Consider the following 24752-nt stretch of genomic DNA (forward strand, 5'->3'; position numbering starts at 1 on the left):
GAGAAATACTTGTTACTACTCACCACTTGCAGAAGTGGGAGTCTCAACTCAGACTGAGATAAAACTCTAAATATTCTTCTTAATTTGTACTATCGCATCCAAATCCTTATTTAATGACTTTCTTACCGTATTTCTCACCCAGATTTTCAATTGAACCATCTTCATTCTGGATATTGATCTGATCTAACTGACTGCGCAGATTTCTACGGAAAGAAGCTACATATTCCTCGCGTAATACGGCCTGCTCCTTTTTCTCAGCTTCTGTCAAACCTTCTGCTTTTGCTTTATGATATAATTCATTAATTCTTTTTACTTTTTCATCTGTCATAGACATAGTTATGTTCCTCCTTTTCTATCGTAATAAATATAAGTTTTCTGGTTAATAAACTGATAAGATGCCAATTCGCAACAACTATTCCAGCTCCATGAAATCTGACTTCACACAGCACCTTATCTCCTAATTTTCCTATAAATAGGTATGAATATCAAAGGTTTCGTCATTCTGCGCTCTGAATAAAGTACCTCTGAAATCTCCGCTGATAATCTGATGAATAATTCCCACATCTTTACCGTTGGCAATAATCATATCAGTGCCGGATGCCGTCGCAATTCGTGCTGCTGTCAGCTTTGTTGCCATTCCACCGGTTCCCACATCGCTTCCGGTAGACTGTTTTGCCATAGAATCATAATGCTCATTCATCTTTTCTACGCATTCAACTAAAGTTGCTTCCGGATTTTTTCGTGGATCATCGGTATACAATCCATCGATATCGGACAACAGGATCAGCAGATCTGCGCCAACCAGAGATGATACAATGGCAGAAAGTGTATCATTATCACCAAAATGCATCTCGTAAGTAGATACGGTATCGTTTTCATTGACAACCGGAATAATGCCTAAACGGAACATTTCCTCAAAGGTATTGTGCGCATTCTGACGGGACTCATCCTCCAGAATGGTATCCTTTGTCATCAGGATCTGTCCTGCGGTCTGATTATATTCTGCAAACATTCTCTGATATGTCATCATCAGTCGTGCCTGTCCAACTGCCGCACATGCCTGTTTGGTAGAAATATCCTGCGGGCGGCTCTGCAAACCGATTGCCTGACGTCCTACCGCGATTGCTCCGGAACTTACCAGGCAGACATCCATGCCCTGATTTCTCAGATCACAGAGTTCCCGCACCAGTTTTTCTATCTTCATCAGATTCATACTTCCAGTCTGTGGATGCTGCAGAGAAGACGATCCAATTTTGACAACTACTCTCTTTTTATATTTGAAATAATCGTTTACGTTCATTTGTACACTCCTTTTGTCATATCCTCGCAAAACAATTGTTGTTCCACTTTCAGGTGCTTTTTCAGCTTTGACACTCTTGTGTTCTATGATACATCGGTAAAGTTCTTTCTGTCAATACTCATATCTTCCAGTCCTTATGTGTTGCTTATCTGCTATTTAACAAATCCCTTAGAATATCTGTATCAGATCATCAACGTACAAAAATACTGCCCTGAAAACTCAGGGCAGCATTTGCATTTTTACTATTATGAAGTTTGATCCAATTAAGCAGTAACTTTTCTGCCTGTGATGATCTTCTTCGGACACTTCTCAGCACATGCGCCGCATCCGGTACATTTTGTCTGATCAATATGTGCGATATTGTTCTCAACAGTAACAGCGCCTGACTCGCAGACTCTCTCACACATTTTACATCCGATACAACCAACTTTACAAGCAGTCATAACCTGTTTACCTTTATCCTGAGAACTACACTGTACGGCATGTTTTGCATCATACGGTACAAGCTCGATTAAGTTCTTCGGACAAGCTTTGATACATTTTCCACAGGCTTTACACTGCTCTTTGTCAACTACAGCAACGCCGTTTTTGATGTGGATTGCATCAAACGGACAAGCTTTCACACACTCACCAAATCCAAGACATCCAAAATTACATTTTTTCGGACCACCGTTTGGTACGAAAGCCATCATGGAGCAATCCTCTACTCCATAGTATTCATAATCTGTATTTGCATTTTCACATGTTCCTGCACATTTTACAAATGCAACTTCACGAACAGATTCGCCAACTTCCTGACCCATGATCGCACCGATCTTAGCTGCTACCGGAGCACCGCCAACCGGACAGGAACCAACCTCTGCTTCACCTTTTGCAATTGCTGCAGCCAGACCGGAACATCCGGCAAAACCACAGCCACCACAGTTATTTCCCGGAAGAGCTGCTAATACTTCTTCCTCTTTCGGGTCTACTTCTACTTTGAATTTCTCACCGGCAATCCCAAGGATAATACCAATGACAATACCTGTTCCGCCGACTACAACAGCGGCAAGAATAATTGCTGAAACACTCATCTGTATACCCTCCTAAATGACACCGGAAAATCCCATAAATGCAATTGACATCAGACCTGCTGTTACCAGCACGATTGCGGAACCTTTGAAAGGTGTCGGGATATCATTGTACTCGATTTTCTCACGAATACCTGCCATGATGACAATTGAAATGGTAAATCCAACTGCTGTTGCGAAACCGTTGATTGTACTTACACCAATACCATAACCATACTGTACGTTGTTCAGGGCAACACCGAGAACGGCACAGTTTGTTGTGATCAGTGGTAAGAAAATACCAAGTGCGTTGTACAGTGGCGGCATTGATTTTTTCATAAACATCTCTACGAACTGAACCAATGCAGCGATAACTAAAATAAATACAATTGTTCTTAAATATGTGATATCAAACTGCTGCAGGATAATTTTATCCAGCACGCTTGTGATAAAGGATGCAATTGTAATAACGAAGATAACTGCGGCACCCATTCCGGCTGCAGTATTTACCTTTTTGGATACACCGAAAAACGGACATAAGCCAAGGAACTGGCTCAGGACAACGTTATTTACAATGGCAGAGCCGATTGCGATAAGTAATACTTCTTTCATCTGAACCTTTCCTCCTTATTCTTTCTCATCTGTTCCTGCAGTGAACACTTTGCCTTCACAGCTTCCGCTTGTACAAGCTGCGCAGTCTCCGTCGAAGCATCCGCTTCTCTCTTTCACTGCAATACCCTTTTTACGTTTTGCTTCACGGAATGCATTCTGGATTGCGATCAGCATAGCTAATACGAAGAATGCACCAGGAGCAAGCACGAAAATTGTAAGTGGTGTATAACCTGCTTTTCCTGCAGCTGCATCAGCTAACGGAAGAAGCTGGAAACCAAAAATCTGTCCGGATCCCAGAATCTCACGAACTGCACCGATACATGTCAGACCAACAGTAAATCCAAGTCCCATACCGATACCATCAAAGATAGACGGAAGAACCGGATTCTTTGAAGCATAGCTCTCGGCACGGCCAAGGATGATACAGTTTACTACGATCAGAGGGATATAGATACCCAGTGATGCATACAGAGATGGTACATAACCCTGCAGTAAGAACTGAACAATAGTTACCAGAGATGCAACGACAACGATGAATGCCGGTACACGTGCACTGTCCGGAATAATCTTACGAAGCAGTGAAATTAAAAGGTTTGAAAATACAAGTACGAGTGTCGTGGAAAGTCCCATACCTATACCGTTAATAGCTGATGTTGTAACAGCCAGGGTCGGGCACATACCGATCAACATAACGAAGGTAGGGTTCTCTTTCACGATACCGTTTACAATACGTTCTATACACTTATTCATTTAAAAGTTCCCCTCCTGTTATTGTGCAAGTGTTCTGTAATAAGCCAGTCCAGCATTTACAGCACTTGTAACAGCGCTTGATGTGATTGTAGCACCACTGATTGCATCGATCTGGTTATCAGATGTTGCACCTGTCTTTGTAACTTCAAATGATTCTACCTGTTTTCCTGCAAACTGAGAAGAGAAAGAATCTTCTTTTGCTTTCATACCAAGTCCGGCAGTATCATTGATGGTTGTGATGGAATATCCGTTTAATGTACCATCATCGGTAACACCGATAGATAAGGTAACGTCTCCACCATAACTGTTCGGATCTGTTACAGAAATAACATAACCAAGTTCAGCACCGCTTGCGTCTACAGCAACAACACAGTTTTCAATCGTGTCATCTGCGTATCCTGCTGCGGCAGCTGCTTCTGTTGCTTTTGCGGAATCAAATCCGTCCATATCCTCGAAAGAAGCTGCATCCGGGAATACAGTACGATAAGCATTCTGCTGAATGTTATAATTTGCTTTTTCAATCGGGACCTTTGTAATGCCATATACAGCACCCAGACCAAGACCTGCGATAACTGTGATCAGGAAAAGGATCAGGGCGTCTTTAATGATTTTTCCGTTCATTATTTTTCCCCTCCTTTACCAAATGGTTTCGGGATTGTAAATCTCTCGATCAGCGGTACCAGCATGTTTGCAAAGATGATGGAGTAAGAACATCCCTCAGCTGATGCACCAAACATACGGAAGATACCAAGGAGACATCCGCAGATGATACCGTAAATAATTTTTCCCTTCGGAGTGATCGGAGAAGTAACATAATCTGTTGCCATGAAGAATGCACCGAGGATCAGACCACCACCGCATACTTCCTGAACAACGAACTGTCCAAGATCACCACTTGTAAGGTGTCCGCCGAACAGTACGATAAATACTACAAATGTTAAAATATATGTACCCGGGATTCTCAGATCGATAACACCCATCAGGATCAGGAAGATTGCACCGATCAGAAGAGCGATCACGGAAGTCTCACCGATTGTACCTGCGATACGTCCGGTAAACATAGCCATTGTATCACTGTAAAGCTCGCCACCTTTGATCACTGCCAGCGGAGTAGCGCTTGACACACCGTCAAATGTGAAGCTTGTCATCGGGCCTGTAAATGCAAGAAGCAGGAAGCATCGTGCACCAAGTGCCGGGTTCATAAAGTTCTGTCCAAGTCCGCCAAAAATCATTTTTACAACAACGATCGCGAAAGCGCCACCGATGATCGGGATGAAAAACGGAACGGTATGTGACAGGTTCAGACCAAGAAGTAAACCGGTAACAACACAGCTTAAATCACATACGGTCTGTTTCTTGTGTGCAATTTTGTTATATAAGTATTCGGATACCAGACAGCTTGCGATAGAAACAACAACAACTGCCAGTGCACGCGGTCCGAAATTGATAATACCAAATACAGTAGCCGGAAGTAATGCAATGATTACATACAGCATGATTCTCTGTGTACTGTCTTTGGCTCTTATATGTGGTGATGATGTAACATTGTATAACTCACTCACAATAATCCACCTCTTTCTAACGTTTTTTATTTTTTCCGTCTGTTTGCAAGAATTGTTTTTCTCATGGATTTAATCGACTGTGCAAGATTTCTCTTTGCAGGACATGTGAAGCTACAGCTTCCACATTCTACACACTCCATGCCGTGCCACTGTTCAAATGGCTCTTCCAGATGATTTTCTGCAAAATCAGCAAGTCTGGAAGGAACAATTCTGGATGGACATGCTTCTACACAACGACCACAGTTAATACATGCTGTTGCATTCTGGCTTGCATCCTCAACGGCATCCTCTGTCAGACATAACAGAGCAGATGTTGTCTTGGTTGTCGGAACGTCAAGTCCGAACATTGCAAATCCCATCATAGGACCACCGGAGATGATCTTCTTCGGCTGAGTCTTGAATCCGCCTGCTGCTTCTACTAACTCTGCATAGTTTGTTCCGATACAGACATAGAAGTTTCTCGGATCAGCGATTGCATCACCTGTAATCGTAACGATACGATGCATCAGCGGTCTGCCAAGTTTTACTGCATGATAAATTGCAACGATTGTATCAACGTTATCTACGATACAGCCTGCATCTGCAGGAAGCATGGTAGAGTTGATAGCTCTGCCTGTTGTTGCGAAAATCAACTGACGCTCAGAACCCTGCGGATATTTTGTCTTTAATGCTTTGACTTCCATTCTCGGCTCATTTTTTGTCAGCTCTGTCAGTTTTGCAATACAATCCGGTTTGTTATCCTCGATACCGAAGATACCTTTTGCATTATCAAACAGAGAAAGAATGATTCTCATTCCCTCAATTAATTTCTCCGGCTCCTCGATCATTCTTCTGTAATCGGAAGTCAGATACGGCTCACACTCTGCACAGTTTGCAATAATGTAGTCGATTTTTTCCGGCTCCTTCGGTGAGAGTTTTACATGTGTCGGGAATCCCGCACCACCCATACCTACGATACCGGCATTCTGGATCTTTTTGATGATCTCTTCTTTGCTCAGAGACGCTACATCGTCTACCGGTGTAAACTCCAGAGATTTAAACTCCCCGTCATTCTCGACCACGATAGAGTTCACCATGTCTCCTACTGCAACACGACGTGGCTCAATTGCCTTAACCGTGCCGGAAACTGTTGCATAAATCGGTGCAGATACGAAACCGCCTGCCTCAGCGATCATCTGTCCCTTCAATACAGCATCACCTACTGCAACCACTGGCTTTGCCGGTGCACCAATGTGCTGTGATAACGGATAAACCAGATCACCCTTTGGTAAATATTCCTGAATCGGTTTATCTTTCGACAAGTCCTTTCCATCGTATGGATGGACACCGCCCTTAAAAGTACATAAGCCCATAACCTGTGCCCCACTTTCTCTATATAGTTTCTTACAGGAAATCATATAATATATCCTGCAAAATATCTTAAATATTATAGCACAGAAGATTAAAAATGTATTAATTTCACCAAAAAAAAAGTTTTGTATTGAAAAAAATACCACGTGAATTATAATAAATACAAGAATCGTCAGTCAACAAAGGATTATTTATGAAAGATACTTTACATTTCAAAGCACTAACTCAGAAAAACTGTTACGCTGTTTCTTCTCTGACCGAAGATACACTTTTCGTCGACATCGAAACCACTGGTCTCTCCGCCGAAAAAAATCACATTTATTGCATCGGTTGTTCCTATCTAACCGGCGATCAGATCGCGGTAAGGCTCCTTTTCGCTGAAAATAAAGAGGAAGAAATTCTGATCCTTCAGACATTTGCAGATTTATGCAGCGGCTTTGACAAATTGATTACTTTTAACGGCACCACCTTTGATGTCCCATTTCTCCGGCATCGGTTCGAACACTTCCAGATTCCCAGTCCGTTGGAGGCACTTTCCCACACAGATCTCTATCAGGAGATTCGGCATTTAAAGAAGCTACTGCCACTGACCAGTTATAAGCAAAAATCCATCGAACTGTTTCTTGGCATCAACCGGGAAGACCAGTATACCGGAAAAGAATTAATTAAACTGTACAAATCTTACGCCAAAGATCCTGAGGATGAAGCATTACAACTTCTGCTATTACATAATAAAGAAGATGTCTTTGGCATGTATGACCTTCTGGAAATATTATCCTATACATATTTTTTACAGGGGCATTTTCAACTTTCTGATATGGAAATCCAATCTGTTTCCGGCGATCTGTTTTTCAATATCACATTGATGCCAGATATTTTATTGCCGCAGACAGTTCATTGTATACAGGAACATGCCACCCTTGTCATGCATCCGAACAAAGTACTGCTGTCCTTTCCGGTCTTTCACGGCGCACTCCGGCATTATTTTCCGGATTATAAAAACTATTATTATCTGCCAGAGGAACATACGATCATCCATAAAAGTCTTGGCACCTATATCGATCCGGATCATCGCCAAAAAGCCACGAAGGAAAACTGTTATCTGGAAAAGAGCTGTTATTATCTAACTTTGCCATATGCATCTTCTGATCATTACTTGAAGCAGGATCTGGCAGACAAATCGACCTATCTGGAACTGCCGGGCACAGATGATGCCTTTCCGAAAGGGTACCGACTTCCGCCAGAACAATTTTCAACTTTAGAAGATTTCGTACATCTTTATTGTCAAACTATACTTTCCGGTAAAGATAGTATTTCAAAAAGTAAATAATGCTTAAGTCAAAAAATCCCCTGTCCGATATTTGTATTGTCTCCAAAAATTAGTTCAAAAAAATCTAACAATTGGATGTCAGTGCATGGACCGGGGATTTTCTTTCTATTAAAAGTTTACAAAAAAGGAACCGCGCACTAATCACTTAGCGCAACGGTCCCTTTCTGTTTGTTCAATCTGTTATTTAATGTTCAATAAGAAGTTCTTACTCCTCTTCAGCTGCCTCAGCCTCTGTGTTCTGAGCGAGTGCTTTCATGCTCAGGCTGATCTTTCTGTCTGCCTCGTCGAAATCAACGATCTTAGCTTCGATTTCCTGTCCGATGCTTAATACATCAGCTGGTTTCTCAACGTGATCTCTGGAGATCTGGGAAACATGAAGTAAAGCGTCAACACCCGGTGCAAGCTCTACGAATGCGCCGAAGTCTGTCATACGTGCAACTTTACCTGTTACAACGTTTCCAACTGCATATTTCTCAGCAGCATTGTTCCAAGGATTCTCCTCCGGGAATTTTACGCTGAGTGCGATCTTTGTATCTTTGATATCTTTGATAAATACTTTTACAGTATCGCCAACTTTGTAGATTTTTTTCGGGTTGTCTACACGGCCCCAGGACATCTCAGAGATATGAAGAAGTCCGTCTGCTCCGCCAAGGTCGATGAATGCACCGAAGTCTGTGATGTTTTTAACAGTTCCTTCGATAACATCGCCAATGTTGATCTTCTCTAATAACTCTTTCTGTTTACGCTCTTTCTCAGCAACCAGAAGCTGTTTTCTGTCACCGATGATACGTCTTCTTCTCGGGTTGAACTCAGTTAATACGAACTGAATCTCCTGATCTTTGTATTTGCCAAGATCTCTCTCATAAGTATCAGATACAAGGCTTGCCGGAATGAAGATTCTTGTCTCATCCAGAACAACACTTAAACCACCGTCTAATACCTGGCTTACTGTACCTGTTAATACTTCGCCGTTCTCGAAAGCCTCTTTCAGACGCTCGCTGCCTTTCTCAGCTGCAAGACGTTTGTATGTAAGGAGAACCTGTCCCTCACCGTCGTTTACTTTCAGAACTTTTGCTTCCATGGTATCGCCAACGGAAACAACAGTAGTAAGGTCTACATTATTGTCGTTTGTGTATTCGTTTCTGGTAATAATTCCGTCTGATTTATAGCCAATATTCAGGATAATTTCATCCGGTTTCACATCTATAACAGTGCCTTCGACTACCTCTCCATTTCTGATTGTTTTTAAAGATTCTTCCAACATTTGTTCAAAACTCATTTCTGACATATTTTTGAACCTCCTCAATAATATTATTTGGGGTTGAAGCCCCTGCTGTAATACCTACGTAGTCGAAACGCGAAAAGTCAGAATTCTCTAGATCTTCTTTCGTTTGTATAAAGTAAGTATTTCTACATTTTTCAGAGCAGATTTCATACAACTTTCTTGTATTGGAGCTGCTTATCCCTCCGATTACTAACATTGCATCCACTCTGCCAGAAAGTTCTCTTGCCGCTTCCTGACGTTCCTTGGTGGCATTGCATATCGTATTGTGAACAACAAATTTTTTATCCTTGTCCACCGTACTCTCACTATCATACCCTTTTTTTTGAATAATTTCAATAAGTTCTTGAAATTTATTGTAATTAAATGTTGTTTGTGCGACAATACAGACCTTTTTCCACGGTTTCAGATCCAGATTCTGTGCTTCATCGACCGTAGAGATCACCGAAGTACGTGTTTCATCCGACCATCCGACGATTCCCTGCACCTCCGGATGATCCCCGCTTCCGATGATCACCACATAATATCCTTTTTCCGAATACTCCTGTACCAGCTTATGAATCTTTTTTACAAACGGACAGGTGGCATCCACCACGCGCAGTCCATCCGCGGTCAGTTCTTCCTGTTCCCGGCGGGTGACACCATGGGAACGGATCACGATCGTACCCTCGGTAAGTTCTTTGGCTTCCTCCAGGGAATGAATGACCTGCACACCTTTTTTCTCCAGATCATCGATCACCGTCTCATTGTGAATGATTGGTCCATACGTATAAACCGGCGAAAACTGTTTGGCTTCCTCATACACGGTATCCACTGCCCGGTTTACGCCAAAACAAAATCCTGCCATCTTTGCAAGTTCTACTTTCATGCGTCCAGTCCTGCCTTTTTTGCCTGTTCATAAATCGCTTCCACAACTTCATCAATATTGAGATCAGAAGAATCCAGCATTACCGCATCTTCTGCTGCTTTTAATGGTGCGATCTCACGGTGCATGTCACGGTAATCACGCTCACTGATATCTTTTTCAATCTCTGCCAGATCACACTGTTCTCCTTTTGCCACCAGCTCATCATACCGGCGTTTTGCACGTACCTCTACGCTTGCTGTCAGGAAAATTTTTAACTGAGCATTCGGAAGGACACAGGTTCCGATATCTCTACCATCCATAATGACATTGTGCTGTGCTGCCATATCCTGCTGCAGACTCAGCAGTTTTGCACGGACAAAACCGTAACCGCTGGTAGCGGATGCCATATTGCCGACTTCCTCCTGACGGATTTTATCGGAAATATCTTCGCCGTTTAACAACACTTTCTGCACACCATTTTCATAGGCAAGTGCAACAGAAATATCGTCACAGACTTCCTTTATTTTTTCTTCTTCCTCTGCCTTGATGCCATGCTGTAAAAAATAATATCCCATGGCACGGTACATGGCACCGGTATCTACATAAATAAAGGATATTTTTTTTGCCAGTTTTTTCGCAATGGTACTTTTGCCGGCGCCTGCCGGTCCATCGATCGCAATGTTAAAACTCATATGTTCCAAACCTCTCTTGTTTCTATTTATCTTTCTTTTATTCACAAATCTTTGTAAATTGTATAGGATTCTTTAAACTACTTTTCCTTATCCCTTAACTCATTTTAGAAATATCATGATCAAGCGTATTCTTTCAAAATGCTACTCAATGCTGATACCTGCCAGATAGCCTGTAGACCACGCGATCTGCAGATTAAACCCGCCGGTCACCGCATCCACATCCAGCATCTCGCCGCACAGGTACAATCCCTGTACCAGCTTTGACTCCATCGTGGACGGATTTACTTCCTTGACTTTAATGCCGCCTCTTGTAACAATCGCCTCTTCCATTTTTCCAAGACCTGTGATAGTGCCCGGAAAATGCTTCAGCAGCGTCAGGAGGTGATGCCGTTCTTCTCTGGTGACAGAATGCACTTTTTTCTCCGGATCAATGCCGGACAGTCCGATCAACACCGGCATCAGTTTTGCAGGAACCAGTCCATGCAGGGCATTCTTAAACTGCCGATTCACATTTTCTGCAAAATCACGCTGTAAGCGTTTGTCTAACGGTTCTTCCTCCAGCGCCGGTTTCAGATCAATCTCAAATGCCAGCTCCTGCTTCATATATTTGTCAGGGATGCAGCTGCTTGCTGTCAGGACTAACGGTCCGCTGATGCCCTGATGGGTAAAAAGCATTTCTCCGAATTCAGAATATAACGTCTTTTTCCCGGATTTTACCGTGAGTGTCACATTTTTCAAGGACAATCCCTGCAACTGCGGGATATACTCTTCTGCAGTTGTCATTCCGATCAGGGAAGGACGTAATTCCGTAACAGTATGTCCCAGTTTTTGACACAGGGTAAAACCACTTCCATCCGAACCTGTCGTCGGATAAGACATGCCGCCACAGGCAACCACCACAGCATCGTACTCTGATACCTGATTTTTCTGATGGGTATCATGACAATCCCATCGAAGTCCCGTCACCTTTGTGCCATCACTTAAAATCTCCTGCACCTTTGTATTCAGGCAGACGCGCACTTTTTTTCTGCGCAATTCCTCTGTCAGCACACGGATCACATCAGACGCATGATCCGACTGCGGAAATACACGGTTTCCGCGCTCAGTCTTCATTTTCAGTCCCAGACGTTCAAAATAATCCATTGTTGCATGATTATCAAAGGTATAGATTGCACTGTATAAAAATTTTTCATTTTTCCTGATCGCTGCAAACAGATCTTCCGTATCACAGGCATTGGTCAGATTACACCGTCCCTTTCCTGTAATATAAATCTTTTTGCCAAGTTTTTCATTCTGTTCATACAGCGTTACCTGATGCCCGTTTCCGGCTGCGGTACACGCTGCCATCATTCCGGCTGCACCGCCGCCGATTACTGCCACATTACTCATTCAATTTCTCCGATTTTCACTCATTTTTCTTATTTTGCAGAATGTCTGAATCTAAAATCCTGCAAAGCAGTTATTCTTTTTTGTCGGGATCCTCCCGGTCTACGTGATCCACTTTGCCGTATCGCATCTTCATATGGTCATCAATATAATTGATCTCATCACTTTCATAGACCTGATATTCGTCCCAGATGTCCTCCAGTGTTTCCAATGTCTCTGCCACTTCATTCTGCTTTCTCATGCACAGAGCCACGACCAGTGCATTGATCACACTCAACGGAGCCACCAGGGAATCCACGATGGATGCCATATCACTCTTTGCGATCAGATTGCAGGAGGAATACAGATTCATCGGGGAATGTACGCTGTCTGTCAGGGTGATCACTTTTGCATTCCGGTTGTTGGCAAATTCCATCGCCTTTAACGTACGCATGGAATACCGCGGGAAACTGATACCGATGATCACATCCTCCTCACTGATGCGCACCATCTGCTCAAAAAGCTCACTGGAGCTGCTGGTATGAAGCAGATGCACATTGTCAAACATCAGATTGAAATAAAATGCCATAAAACTTGCCAGAGATGCACAGCTTCGAATTCCGACAATATAAATATGTTTTGCATTCAAAATGATATCCAGAGCCGCTTCAAAAGCATTCTGATCGATCTGATCTAACGTACTTTTAATTTTCTCTGCATCTGATTGTAATACAGTCTCAAGAATTTTTGACTGGCTGATTCTTCCGTATGTGACTTCCATACGCTGAATGGAATTTAATTTGTTCCGCACCAGTTCCTCCAGTGCTTTCTGAAATTCCGGATACCCGCGATATCCCAGATGTGTTGCAAACCGCACCACGGTAGACTCACTGACACCGACAACTTTCCCCAGTTTTTCCGCTGTCAGAAATACAGCTTTGTCATAGTTATCGGTAATGTATGTGGACAGTAACTTCTGTCCCTTACTCATACTGCTGTACTTTTCATTGATCCTGTTAATCAATTCATTTGAATTATTCATTTCTCTTCTCCATTTTTCAAGAATACAACATGTATTCTTTATAATGCGTGTCAAACGTTGTGCCGCATCACGCTTAGTTACTAGTATACCTCAATTCTTCGCCGGAAACAATTAGAACTTCCACTTTAGCAAAATCTCCCACAGGCACCAGGGATAATCTGATGCAAAAAGCGTTTCATCCGCAAGAATCCTGCGGGTCTGCACCGGCAATCCATTCCACAAAATTTCTTCTGTTGCGACCACATCCCCTTCTGTGACCGGAAATGAAAGTTCCTTTTGTCCCTGGGGATTCATCGTAATTTCATCATTTTCTGAGACAAGTATTTGAAACGCACAGGCTTCTTTTGTCACAGACAGCGTATTTGTAAAATAATAATGGTTTTTTCCGAATGTCTTTACCATAGTCCGGTTCAGGTCTATGGTCTGATGTTCTTCCTCTTTTAAAATCGTCCGGTTTTCATAATGGTCATTTCCGTATGAAATCAGTGCTTTCGAATCTTCCCATTTGTAATTCTTGTGATTTGGCCACCCACATGCCAACAGAGCAAAGGTGTAAGTACGGTCATTTTGACGATATGCCCCCACATAACAATAACCGGCTTTTGCCGTAAAACCGGTTTTGCCAGAGATCACTCCATCCAGCATAGAAAGTAACGCATTATGATTGTTTAATGCTGCCTGAAATGTTCCATCGATACTGCTGATTGTTTTTGAAGCAGTTTCCGTAATTTCCAGAAATTTATCATTTTGGATACAGGCTGCCATGATCAGACTGAGATCATATGCCGTCGTCTGATGTTCACCTTTTTTATCGGAACGGTCCAGTCCGTTCGGGGTTACAAAATGCGTGTTCTGGCATCCAAATTCTGCTGCCCGTTCGTTCATCAAATCTGCAAAAGCTTCCACACTTCCTGCCACATGTTCTGCAATGGCAGCTGCCGTGTCATTGTGGGATTCCAGCATCAGGGAATACAATAAATCTTCCAGTACAAACTGTGTCCCCGTTGGACAACCAAGCCGCACTTTTGGCATGCTGCAGGCGTGTTCCGAAAATGTCACCGTATCCTGTATTTTCCCACTCTCGATCGCCAGCAGACAGGTCATGATCTTCGTTGTACTGGCATTTGCCATCGGCGTGCCGGCATCTTTTCCGTACAAGATCCGCCCGGTATCCGCATCGGTCAATACTGCACTTTTGGCATACAGATTCAGATCCTCCCTGTGAAAATCTGCAAAATTCTGACTGATCTCCTCTGTTGGAAATCTGGTCGCTGCATAGCCGTTTTCTGTGAAAATAGCACATATAAAAATTGCGGTCAAAAATATACGCAAAAATATTCGTCCATGAAATTTACATTCAAAGTTCTGATACATATACTTTTGCTTTTCCTGTTTTTCACTATTTTACGTATTTCCACATTGATTCAGAACGTAAAACAAGTTTACATATTTCTGCATTAATTCAGAACATAAAACACAAAAGTACTCCCTGCCTGCATAACCTGACTTTTCTTTCCCATAACATTGTGTTTTCCCTGTACAACAAAACAGGAGCCAGCTAAAAAGCTAACTCCTGCTATCAGTGATTCCACAACCTATTGATTATCTCTGATTCGGCATTTTCCATGCTTCATGATCCGTATGTAACAGTTCATGAGATTTATGAGATAACGGTTTCTCAAAGAAATCTTCATACGCTTTGATCACAGACGGATTCTCATGAGAGAAACGAAGCGGATTCTTCTTATCCAGATGATACAGATTTCTTCTACGTACATCTGCAAGCTCCACGCCATCGGTGATTGGCTGACCACCGCCGCCAACGCAACCGCCCGGACAAGCCATCACTTCCACGAAATGGTATTCCGCTTCACCGGAACGGATTTTCTCCATCAGTTTTCTGGTATTGCCAAGTCCGTTGACAATAGCTGCTTTGATCTTGATGCCTGCGATCTCAAGCTCTGCTTCACGGATACCGTCCATACCACGTACCATTTTGAACATCTCAGGATCTGGATTTTTGCCATTTAATACATAGTATGCGGTTCTTAAAGCTGCCTCCATAACACCGCCGGTTGCGCCAAAGATGACACCTGCACCGGAGCCAATGCCTAACGGCTGGTCAAACTCTTCCTCCTCTAAGAATGCCGGAGAAACAAGTTCTGCCTTCAATACACGGTCTAACTCTCTGGTTGTCAGAGACAGATCTACATCCGGACCTGCTCCCGCATCATCCATTCCCGGAATTTCACACTCATGTTTTTTTGCCACACAAGGCATAATGGAAACACTGAAAATTCTGGACGGATCTACATCCAGGATCTGTGCATAATAAGATTTTGCTACAGCGCCAAACATCTGCTGCGGAGATTTTGCGGTAGACAGATTTTTTGTCATGTCAGGATACTGAGATTTTACAAAGCGGACCCAACCCGGACAGCAGGACGTAAACATTGGCCATGAATACTGATCTGCATGTGTCATACGCTCCAAAAACTCATTTCCTTCTTCCATAATGGTCAGATCGGCAGAAAAGTTGGTATCAAATACATAGTCAACACCAAGGGCTCGCACCGCTGCTGCCAGTCTCTTCTCTGTTGCCATCTCCCGTGGAAGATCTAAGCCCTCACCCCATGCTGCACGGACAGCAGGTGCGATCTGAACAACCACGATTTTCTCCGGATCATGAACTGCATTCATGAACGGATCAATATCATCACGCTCATACAGCGCACCAACCGGACAGTGGGTGATACACTGTCCACAGACTGCACAGTCGGATTCTGTAATCTTCTTTCTGCCAGATACGCCAACGCTGGTACGTTTTCCAGTATTGATCATATCCCAGATTCCAAGTCCCTGTACTTTCTCACAGATCTGAACACAACGCATACATTTGATACACTTGCTTGCATTACGGATCAGTGGGAAATCCTGCGGCCATTCATTTACTTCATAATGTTCTTCAAACGGAACTTCCCCGATATTCAGTTCATTTGCCACCGTCTGCAGACTGCAATTTCCACTTTTCACACAGGAAGTACAATGTGCATCATGCTCAGACAGAATAAACTGAACGTTCATACGGCGGGCATGCTGCGCTTTATAACTGTTTGTATAGACAACCATTCCTTCTTCTACTACGGTATTACAGGAAGCTACCAATGTCTCTTTGCCCTCTATTTCTACCACACAGATACGGCAGGATGCGATCTCATTTATCTCTTTTAAGTAACACAATGTCGGAATCTTGATGCCCACCTGAGCAGCAGCTGCCAGAATTGTCGTACCCTCCGGCACCTGAACTTTTTTATTGTTAATTGTTAAATTTACCATTCGAACTCTCTGCCTCCTCTCAGTGTGGCGCAACCATAATGATCGCATCGTAAGCAACGGCTTGCTTCCTGCTCTGCTTCTTCGCAGCTCATTGGAAGTTCAATTGCTTCAAAGTTTGTTCTTCTTGCCCATGCCTCTACTTCCTGAAGGTTGACACGTCCACAAGGAACTTTGTCATTCAGCATCGGCTCAGGAATTGCAACATCACAACTGATCGGATGATGACAGCCAAGATATTCGTCAATATTTGCTGCAGCGGCTTTACCTGCTGCGATTGCTTTGATTACTGTGGATGGACCGGATACACAGTCACCGCCTGCATATACGCCAACCATGTTGGCAGCACCACCTTCATTGGCAACGATGCGTCCCCAGTTGGTAGCAAGACCGAAATCAGCAAACGGCTGAGATACGATATCCTGTCCGATGGCAACCAGAACGATATCACATTCCATACGTTCTTCCGGTTTGTTTGCCTTACGCGGGGAAGGTCTGCCTCCTCTTACCGGTCCGATGATCTGCGGCTGTACCCAGAGTGCACATGCGTTTCCTTCTGCATCGGCTTCTACACGAAGCGGTGCTTTTAAGGTAACAAGCTCGATTCCCTCTGCCACAGCACCTTCTACCTCTGCCGGAAGTGCAGTCATATCTTCCTGGCGTCTGCGGTATACGATACTTACAGTCTCTGCATTGGCACGAATTGCAGTTCTCGCACAGTCCATTGCCACGTTTCCGCCACCGACAACAACGACACGTTTGCCGGTGTAATCCGGATATTTTCCATCGCCGATCTCACGCAGCATATCAACCGCAGAGATTACATTTTTGCTGTCCTCGCCTTCCAGACCAAGTTTTTTATCGGTATGTGCACCAATTGCCACATAAGTTGCATCGTAAAATTTATGAATCTCCTTCATTTCTTCTGTACCAATATTTTGATTCATTTTTACTTCTACACCGGTAGCAAGAATTGCATCAATATCCTCCTGCAGACGTTCACGTGGGAAACGGTAGTTTGGAATACCGTAACGAAGCATACCGCCAAGGTGCTGCTTCTCCTCAAATACAGTACAATGATGTCCCATTAACTGCAAGAAATAAGCAGCTGTCAGACCACTCGGACCACCGCCGATAATGGCAATATTTTTGCCTGTTGACGGTGCACATTCCGGAACCGGTACCTGATTGGACGGTGCATTGTCCACGATATATCGTTTGATACCACGGATATTGATGGAATCATCAATGATATTTCTGCGGCATCTTGCCTCACACGGATGCTCACAGATCAGGGCACATGCAGTCGGGAACGGGTTGTCCTTACGGATCAGACGAACCGCATCCTCACAACGTCCCTCTCCTGCCAGTGCGATATATCCCGGGATGTCTACATGTGCCGGACAGAGTGTTACGCAAGGAATCGGTTGCTCGAATGATCCCAGACATCTGTGTTCTGTAATATGGGAAATATAATCTTCTTTGAAACCTTCCAGACCTGCCAGCACCATACGCGCGGATTCAAAACCAATGGCACAATCAGCAGAGTTTTTAATATTTTCTGCTGTCTGCTCAATCAATTTCAAGGTGTCCATGGTCGCTTCATTATCCAGAACCTTCTCCAGAAGATCTTCTAACTGTCCCAGACCGATGCGACATGGAACACATTTTCCACATGTCTGTGCATGACATACTTTTAAGAATGCCAGCTGCATATCTACCGGACAGACTCCCGGTGGATTTGCCACAATTCGCTGTGTAAATTCTTTCATAAGCTGTTCCGTCGTAGAATTTACTTTGTCAGCTGATACTACTGATAATCTGCTCATATCCTATCCTCCTAAACCTTTACCACTGTAAAGTCGGTTGCATCACGATGATTTTATGTAAATTCCAGAACTGCTTTTTGTATATTTTTTACATATTTTCATCCGTTTCGCAACGCCCATGTGTCGTATATTAATATAGGATTGTATTTATTTCAATACTGATAAATGGGTTATCAGGTTTCCGGTTAGTCACTTTAACCTATTTTTACAACCTATTTTTGTGTATTTTGTACAAATCATCACAAAGGATATTAGCACTTGTTTATAATAGTCAATTAATTAACAATGTTTTTAATCGAATTCGTATAATTTTGCCACTTAATTTTGTGAACTTTTTTATTCTGTTTTATTTTGTTTCGTTCTGTTAATTACACTTTCAACTGAAGCTGCACTTCTTCCTCAGCTTCCTGCTTCAATTCCTCGATCTTATCCGGATTCATGTCCGGTAATTCTTCCACAGACTGCACATCAAAACAGCGTAAAAACTCTTCCGTGGTTCCAAACAAGATCGGTCGTCCCGGTGCATCCAGACGTCCTGCCTCCTGAATGAGTCCATAATCCAGAAGTTTATTAATGGCATGTTCACAGGATACCCCGCGGATTTTTTCAATCTCTACTTTTGTTACCGGCTGCTTATACGCAACAATCGATAACGTTTCCAATAATACATCCGTCAGCACCTGTTTGCGTGGCTGCTTTGCGATCCGGATCAGATATTCATACTGGGACGGTTTTGTACAGATCTGATACGCGCCATCCAGTTCCAGGATCTGCAGTCCACAGTTGGATGCCTGATAGCGGTCTGCCAGATTCCGCACGATCAGTTCTGCCTCCCGCTCTCCGACCTGCAGCGCAAACGCCAGTTTTTTCAGTTCTACCGAATCTCCCATTGCAAACAGAATCGCTTCTGCCGCTGCTTCGTATTCTTCAATTTTCATGTTTCTTTACTCCTGTATCTCCAATTCCGTTTTCGGGCATACGGTAATATAGATTTCGTCAAATAAATGTTCCTGTTCGATCTGTATCCGCCCGGTTTTCATCAGTTCCAGAATACCAAGGAAGGTTACAATGATCTCCACCTTACTTCCCTGCCGCTCCAGCAGATCCCGGAAAGAAAAACGTTCATGTTCCATGCAGTAAGTTTCCAGATAGATCATTTTTTCATCCAGTGACACTTCCTCCCGTTCGATTTTTCCAAATCTGGAACGGATCGGATCCATTTTATCAGTCTGTTTTTTCATGACTGATTCAAAAATCGCATGCAGCTTCTTCAGATCGTACCCTTTCGTCAATTCATCCAGATCCAGCGGTTCTTCATAAGAGCGCACTTCCTCCGGAATTGATGGATTTTTGAACAGACGGCGTCCCGCATCAATCTGCCGGTCTTTTAATTCCTGTGACATATATTTAAACAGCTTGTACTGCAGCAGCTGCTCCATCAGTTCCGCACGGGGATCGATTTCTTCTTCCTCCTCAGACTCTTCCTTGGGCAGAAGCCATTTGGACTTGATCTCCAGAAGCGTTGCCGCCATAACCAGAAATTCACTCATAATGTTCAGATCCTGACGCTGCATCTCCCGAATATAATCCAGATATTGGTTCGTAATCTCCACGATCGGAATATCATAAATACTCACCTTGTTTTTATCCAGTAAATGAAGCAGCAGATCCAACGGTCCCTCAAATACTTCCAGTTTTACCTTTAATTCCATAAGACACATTTTCTCCAATCTTACACTATTGTACTGAATCCCCGCAAAAATTCAAGGTCTTTCTCTGGTTTTTCCCTTTCTTCTCCCACTTTCTCCCTGTCAAACGCATAGTTTTTCCCACCGGCACATAAAAATATAGAAAAACATTCCGGGATTCTATATGAAAATAAGATTGAAACGCCACTTTTCTGTTTTTCTCGCGCTCCTGCTGCTGTTGTGCACCCTTCCTGTCACCACTTATGCCACAGAAATCTCTGCATCTGATACAGAAACTGCTGGCTCTGCCCCTTCCGTTACCGCGCCATGCGCCCTCTTAATGGATGCTGCCACCGGTACGATCCTGTATGAAAAAAATTCCACCGAAGAACGCCCGCTGGCAAGCGTCACCAAAATCATGACACTGCTTTTGATTTTTCAGGCACTGGAAGCCGGACAGATTCATCTGGAAGACACGGTAACGATTTCAGAACATGCTGCCGGCATGGGCGGTTCTCAGGTGTACTTAGAGCCAAACGAAACCCAGACGGTGGAAACTCTAATCAAATGTATCACCGTTGCCAGTGCCAATGATGCCTGTGTTGCCATGGCAGAACTGATCAGCGGAAGTGAAGATGCCTTTGTTCAGAAAATGAATGAAACTGCTGCCTCCCTTGGCATGACACATACAAATTTTGTAAACTGCTGCGGACTCGATGCAGACAATCATTATTCCTGCGCCAATGACATCGCCCTGATGTCACGGGAACTTACGGTAAATCATCCGGCAATTTTTGATTATACCAAAATCTGGCAGGAAGATATCATTCACCATACTGCCCGGGGCGATTCTGCCTTTACCCTCAGCAATACGAACCATCTGATCAAGCAGTATCCTTATGCCACCGGACTGAAAACCGGTTTTACCTCCAAAGCCGGTTTCTGTCTCTCCGCAACCGCAACGAAAGATTCGCTCAGTCTGATTGCAGTCGTTATGGGCGCCGCAAGCAGCAAAGAGCGCATTGCAGATGTGAAATCCATGTTCGACTGGGGATTTGTCAACTGCCGCGTGTATACAGATGAAAATCAGGATGTCTTACCGGACATTTTGGTTTCCAGAGGCAGTCAGTCACAGCTTTCACTGCAATATGAATCCGCTTTCCATTATCTTGACACCCAAAATACCAGTGGAGAATTGGAGAAAAAATTAGAGCTCCCGGATCGTGTGGAAGCTCCAATTCAAAAGGGTGACGTGATCGGCAAAGCTGTGTATACACTAAACAGCGAAAATGTGGGATCTGTTAACATTCTTGCTGCCAATAGTATTCCGTTACTTACTTTGAAAGATGCATGGGTACAGATTGTATCCCGGTTCTTCCTGAACAATAGTAACCACAGCTCAAATGGAGAACCTTCCGTTGCTAAGAATTACTGCTCTCATCAATATTTCTAGCGCACAAAACGAACATTCACCATCCGCCTTTACCACTTACTCATGCCCCCAGTTCCTTTGCGATCTATATTTAATATACAGATAGTAATTTTCGAAGATCAATGGTTCCCCAGCATTTTATCCGGCGATCCATCCCGGTACGGTCCGCGCTGCGATACAACTGTAATTTTACCTCATTTGGTGTCAGAGAAGGATCTTTGCTCAAAAGTAACGCAATGATACCAGATACAATTGGCACCGCCATGGAAGTTCCACTCTTTTTCACATAACTTCCCTGACGCGTGCCACAACTGATAATATCCGTTCCCGGCATCACGATCTCCGGTTTTACCACACAGGACGCTGTCGGCCCCCGCCCGGAATACAGGCTCAGTTCCCGTCTGGTTTCACTGCAGCTATCCAAGCTTCCCACCGTAATAATTTTCTTTGAGATCCCGGGACTGGTCACCGTATGTTCTCCCGGCCCATTGTTGCCTGCGGCTGCCAGTACCACAATCCCCTGATCCCAGGCACGTTCTACACATTGCAACAGACGCTTCTGCAATTCCGGCTGTACCCGTTCCAACATACCAACAGAGATATTCATAATTCGTATTTTCTGCGTATGTCTCTGATTGTATGCAACAATATCCTCTACTGCCTGACAGGTATCCTGAATTTTTCCGTTTCCGTTTTTATCCAAAACCTTACAGCTCCACAAATAGCACCCCGGTGCAACTCCATGAATGGCTCCTTTCCCACCGGCTCCTATGATTCCGCTGATATGCGTTCCATGTCCGTTATCATCATAAGGCTGCGGACGCTGTCTGATATAATCCCGAAATCCGGCAATTCTCCCCTGCAGATCGGTATGGGGAGAAATTCCCGTATCCAGCACCGCTACAAGAATACCCTGTCCGAAAATCCCCTGTCTGTATGCAGCAGACGCATGAATATATTTTAAGATTCTTTCCATATAGTAATATATTCTGCCTGGCAGAAAGTGCTTTTGTCCGGGAAAATTTTAACGAAATTTCCAATTTTAGCCAAAACAAAACCGGCAGGCATCTGCCCACCGGTTTTTATTTCATCATTTATTATTTTACATCTTTCATGCTGAAGCTGATTCTTCCCATCTTGTCTTTTCCAAGGCAAACAACGGTAACCTTGTCGCCAAGTGTCAGAACGTCTTCTACACGGTTGATACGCTCTTTGGAAATCTTGGAAATATGAACCATTCCCTCTTTGCCCGGAGCGAACTCGATGAATGCACCAAACTCTTTAATGCTTACGACTTTACCTGTAAGAACCTGACCTGCCTCGAAATCTGTTACGATGATGCGGATCAGCTCTGCTGCACGGTTCATCATGTCTGCGTCTGTACCACAGATAGATACGGAACCGTCATCTGTAATGTCGATTTTAACACCAGTCTGCTCGATGATGGCATTGATGGTCTTTCCTCTCTGACCAACAACATCACCGATCTTCTGCGGATCGATCTGCATGGAGATGATCTTCGGTGCATATTTTCCAACCTGTGCTCTCGGCTCAGCGATCGCCGGTTTCATAACTTCATCCAGAATGTAAAGTCTTGCTTCACGTGTTCTTGCAATAGCTTCCTCTACGATCGGTCTTGTCAGTCCGTGGATCTTGATATCCATCTGGATTGCTGTGATACCGTCATGTGTTCCGGCTACTTTAAAGTCCATATCGCCAAAGAAATCTTCCAGACCCTGGATATCTGTCAGAACGATGTAATCATCATCTGTCTCGCCTGTTACCAGACCACAGGAAATACCTGCAACCGGTTTCTTGATCGGTACACCTGCTGCCATCAGAGACATGGTAGATGCACAGATACTTGCCTGAGAAGTAGATCCATTGGACTCAAATGTCTCAGATACAGTACGGATTGCATACGGGAATTCTTCCTCGCTCGGAAGTACCGGTACTAATGCTTTCTCAGCTAATGCTCCATGTCCGATCTCACGACGTCCCGGTCCTCTGGACGGTTTTGTCTCACCTACAGAGTAGGACGGGAAGTTGTAGTGATGCATGTAACGTTTGCTTGTAATATTCTCATCCAATCCGTCTACTTTCTGAACTTCAGATAACGGAGCCAGAGTTGTGATCGTACAGATCTGTGTCTGTCCACGGGTAAACATTGCAGAACCATGAACTCGCGGAATCAGGTCAACTTCTGCTGCCAGCGGACGGATCTGTGTGATGGCACGACCATCCGGACGTTTGTGATCTTTTAAGATCATCTTACGAACAGTCTTTTTCTGATACTGATATACTGCCTCGCCAAGAACTGCAAGCCACTCTTCGTTCTCTGCAAATGCCTCTTCCAGTTTCTCTGTGATGACACGGATATTCTCCTCACGAACCTGTTTTACATCCGTAAATACAGCTTCTTCCATCTCTTCCGGTGTTACGATCTCGCGCATTGCTGCGAACATTTCTTCCGGAACTGCACAGCTTGTATACTCATGTTTTGGTTTGCCGATCTCAGCAACCATTTTGTTGATAAATTCGATAATTGTCTGGTTGATCTCATGAGCCATATAGATAGCTTCGATCATTTTCTCTTCTTTGATCTCGTTTGCGCCTGCCTCGATCATGATAACTTTCTCGGAAGTAGATGCAACAGTCAACTGAAGATCTCCGTTATCCCAGTCAGCCTGAGACGGGTTTACAACGAATTCGCCGTTTACCATACCGATCTGTGTAGTTGCACACGGTCCGCAGAACGGAATATCGGAAATACTTGTTGCGATAGCAGAACCAAGCATTGCAAGAAGCTCCGGACGGCACTCCGGATCAACGCTCATTACCATGTTATTTAAAGTAACGTCATTTCTGTAATCCTTCGGGAATAACGGACGCATCGGACGGTCGATAACACGTGCTGTTAAAACAGCGTTCTCAGATGCTTTTCCCTCACGTTTGTTAAATCCACCCGGGATTTTTCCTACAGAATACATTTTCTCTTCGAACTCTACGCTTAACGGGAAGAAATCGATTCCCTCACGCGGTTTTTCGGATGCAGTTGCTGTAGATAATACAACTGTATCTCCATAATGCATAAGAGCTGCGCCATTTGCCTGTGCGGCTACACGACCGATATCAACGCTTAATGTTCTTCCGGCCAGTTCCATTGAATAGGTTTTCTTCATTATTTTCTCTCCTTCTTTACTGTGGCAGGAGACCCGAAACTACTGATCTGTACAAAACTTTCCCACATCACACTTGCATCTATCCTTTGTACAAGTGATCCATGGTT

Annotated in this window: 22 protein-coding genes; 2 read left to right on the plus strand and 20 right to left on the minus strand. The window is 43.8% G+C overall.

The genetic code is table 11. The annotated features are described in order from the left end of the window. Window positions 1-106: 106 nt before the first annotated feature. The 8 genes from LG34_RS07910 to rsxC all read right to left on the minus strand — a co-directional run bounded on the left by LG34_RS07910 (window position 107) and on the right by rsxC (window position 6625). Complete coding sequence (locus LG34_RS07910; RefSeq protein ID WP_330427475.1) at window positions 107-334, minus strand: DUF896 domain-containing protein; 228 nt, start codon at window positions 332-334, stop codon at window positions 107-109. 132 nt (window positions 335-466) lie between these two features. Then, entirely contained in the window at window positions 467-1300 is an 834-nt protein-coding gene (gene proB, locus LG34_RS07915; protein WP_109215593.1) for a glutamate 5-kinase, read from the minus strand. Window positions 1301-1563: 263 nt separating this feature from the next. Beyond that, a complete protein-coding gene (gene rnfB / locus LG34_RS07920) occupies window positions 1564-2373 on the minus strand; it encodes an RnfABCDGE type electron transport complex subunit B (protein WP_109215594.1) in 810 nt (269 codons plus the stop codon). 12 nt (window positions 2374-2385) lie between these two features. After that, entirely contained in the window at window positions 2386-2961 is a 576-nt protein-coding gene (gene rsxA, locus LG34_RS07925; RefSeq protein WP_109215595.1) for an electron transport complex subunit RsxA, read from the minus strand. A gap of 15 nt (window positions 2962-2976) precedes the next feature. Continuing rightward, on the minus strand, window positions 2977-3711 hold the full coding sequence (gene rsxE, locus LG34_RS07930) for an electron transport complex subunit RsxE (protein ID WP_109215596.1): 735 nt from the start codon (window positions 3709-3711) through the stop codon (window positions 2977-2979). An 18-nt stretch (window positions 3712-3729) separates the two neighbouring features. Further along, the gene (locus tag LG34_RS07935; RefSeq protein ID WP_109215597.1) at window positions 3730-4332 is read right to left on the minus strand and encodes an RnfABCDGE type electron transport complex subunit G; all 603 of its coding nucleotides are present in this window, start codon (window positions 4330-4332) and stop codon (window positions 3730-3732) included. Then, a complete protein-coding gene (locus LG34_RS07940) occupies window positions 4332-5273 on the minus strand; it encodes an RnfABCDGE type electron transport complex subunit D (RefSeq protein WP_109215598.1) in 942 nt (313 codons plus the stop codon). The genes LG34_RS07935 and LG34_RS07940 overlap by 1 nt, the downstream gene beginning before the upstream one ends. Window positions 5274-5299: 26 nt before the next feature. Further along, a complete protein-coding gene (gene rsxC / locus LG34_RS07945; RefSeq protein WP_109215631.1) occupies window positions 5300-6625 on the minus strand; it encodes an electron transport complex subunit RsxC in 1326 nt (441 codons plus the stop codon). Between the two features lie 191 nt (window positions 6626-6816). Here rsxC and LG34_RS07950 point away from each other — a divergent pair, with 191 nt between their 5' ends. After that, entirely contained in the window at window positions 6817-7953 is a 1137-nt protein-coding gene (locus tag LG34_RS07950; RefSeq protein ID WP_109215599.1) for a ribonuclease H-like domain-containing protein, read from the plus strand. A 205-nt stretch (window positions 7954-8158) separates the two neighbouring features. Here the strand turns inward: LG34_RS07950 and rpsA are convergent, their stop codons facing one another. From rpsA to LG34_RS08000, 10 genes are all read right to left on the minus strand, one after another. Continuing rightward, window positions 8159-9241: a 30S ribosomal protein S1 gene (gene rpsA, locus LG34_RS07955; RefSeq protein ID WP_109215600.1), complete on the minus strand. Its 1083-nt coding sequence runs from the start codon at window positions 9239-9241 to the stop codon at window positions 8159-8161. Further along, complete coding sequence (ispH, locus tag LG34_RS07960; protein WP_109215601.1) at window positions 9222-10103, minus strand: 4-hydroxy-3-methylbut-2-enyl diphosphate reductase; 882 nt, start codon at window positions 10101-10103, stop codon at window positions 9222-9224. Before ispH ends, rpsA begins: the two co-directional genes overlap by 20 nt. After that, the gene (cmk, locus tag LG34_RS07965; RefSeq protein ID WP_109215602.1) at window positions 10100-10774 is read right to left on the minus strand and encodes a (d)CMP kinase; all 675 of its coding nucleotides are present in this window, start codon (window positions 10772-10774) and stop codon (window positions 10100-10102) included. The genes ispH and cmk overlap by 4 nt, the downstream gene beginning before the upstream one ends. Window positions 10775-10915: 141 nt before the next feature. Continuing rightward, complete coding sequence (locus tag LG34_RS07970) at window positions 10916-12163, minus strand: NAD(P)/FAD-dependent oxidoreductase (protein WP_109215603.1); 1248 nt, start codon at window positions 12161-12163, stop codon at window positions 10916-10918. 70 nt (window positions 12164-12233) lie between these two features. Then, window positions 12234-13181 carry a MurR/RpiR family transcriptional regulator gene (locus LG34_RS07975; protein ID WP_109215604.1) on the minus strand — a complete coding sequence of 316 codons (948 nt, stop codon included), beginning with the start codon at window positions 13179-13181 and terminating at the stop codon, window positions 12234-12236. Window positions 13182-13292: 111 nt separating this feature from the next. Beyond that, the gene (locus tag LG34_RS07980) at window positions 13293-14513 is read right to left on the minus strand and encodes a D-alanyl-D-alanine carboxypeptidase family protein (RefSeq protein ID WP_158582199.1); all 1221 of its coding nucleotides are present in this window, start codon (window positions 14511-14513) and stop codon (window positions 13293-13295) included. Window positions 14514-14783: 270 nt separating this feature from the next. Then, window positions 14784-16517 (minus strand): NADH-dependent [FeFe] hydrogenase, group A6, encoded by a 1734-nt coding sequence (locus LG34_RS07985; protein ID WP_109215606.1) that lies wholly within the window; start codon window positions 16515-16517, stop codon window positions 14784-14786. After that, window positions 16511-18343: an NAD(P)-binding protein gene (locus LG34_RS07990; RefSeq protein WP_109215607.1), complete on the minus strand. Its 1833-nt coding sequence runs from the start codon at window positions 18341-18343 to the stop codon at window positions 16511-16513. The genes LG34_RS07985 and LG34_RS07990 overlap by 7 nt, the downstream gene beginning before the upstream one ends. 368 nt (window positions 18344-18711) lie before the next feature. Further along, window positions 18712-19281, minus strand: a complete 570-nt coding sequence (gene scpB / locus LG34_RS07995; RefSeq protein WP_109215608.1) for an SMC-Scp complex subunit ScpB — start codon at window positions 19279-19281, stop codon at window positions 18712-18714. Window positions 19282-19287: 6 nt separating this feature from the next. Next, complete coding sequence (locus tag LG34_RS08000) at window positions 19288-20055, minus strand: segregation and condensation protein A (RefSeq protein WP_109215609.1); 768 nt, start codon at window positions 20053-20055, stop codon at window positions 19288-19290. Between the two features lie 160 nt (window positions 20056-20215). Here LG34_RS08000 and LG34_RS08005 point away from each other — a divergent pair, with 160 nt between their 5' ends. Beyond that, complete coding sequence (locus tag LG34_RS08005; RefSeq protein ID WP_109215610.1) at window positions 20216-21484, plus strand: D-alanyl-D-alanine carboxypeptidase family protein; 1269 nt, start codon at window positions 20216-20218, stop codon at window positions 21482-21484. Between the two features lie 70 nt (window positions 21485-21554). Here LG34_RS08005 and LG34_RS08010 read toward each other — a convergent pair whose 3' ends face one another. Together LG34_RS08010 and LG34_RS08015 are read right to left on the minus strand one after the other, a co-directional pair. Further along, entirely contained in the window at window positions 21555-22439 is an 885-nt protein-coding gene (locus LG34_RS08010; protein ID WP_109215611.1) for a S8 family peptidase, read from the minus strand. Window positions 22440-22560: 121 nt separating this feature from the next. Continuing rightward, a complete protein-coding gene (locus LG34_RS08015; protein WP_109215612.1) occupies window positions 22561-24645 on the minus strand; it encodes a polyribonucleotide nucleotidyltransferase in 2085 nt (694 codons plus the stop codon). Between the last annotated feature and the right edge of the window lie 107 nt (window positions 24646-24752).

The sequence above is a fragment of the Eubacterium ramulus genome (assembly GCF_003122485.1).
Classification (GTDB): Bacteria; Bacillota; Clostridia; order Lachnospirales; family Lachnospiraceae; genus Eubacterium_I; species Eubacterium_I ramulus_A.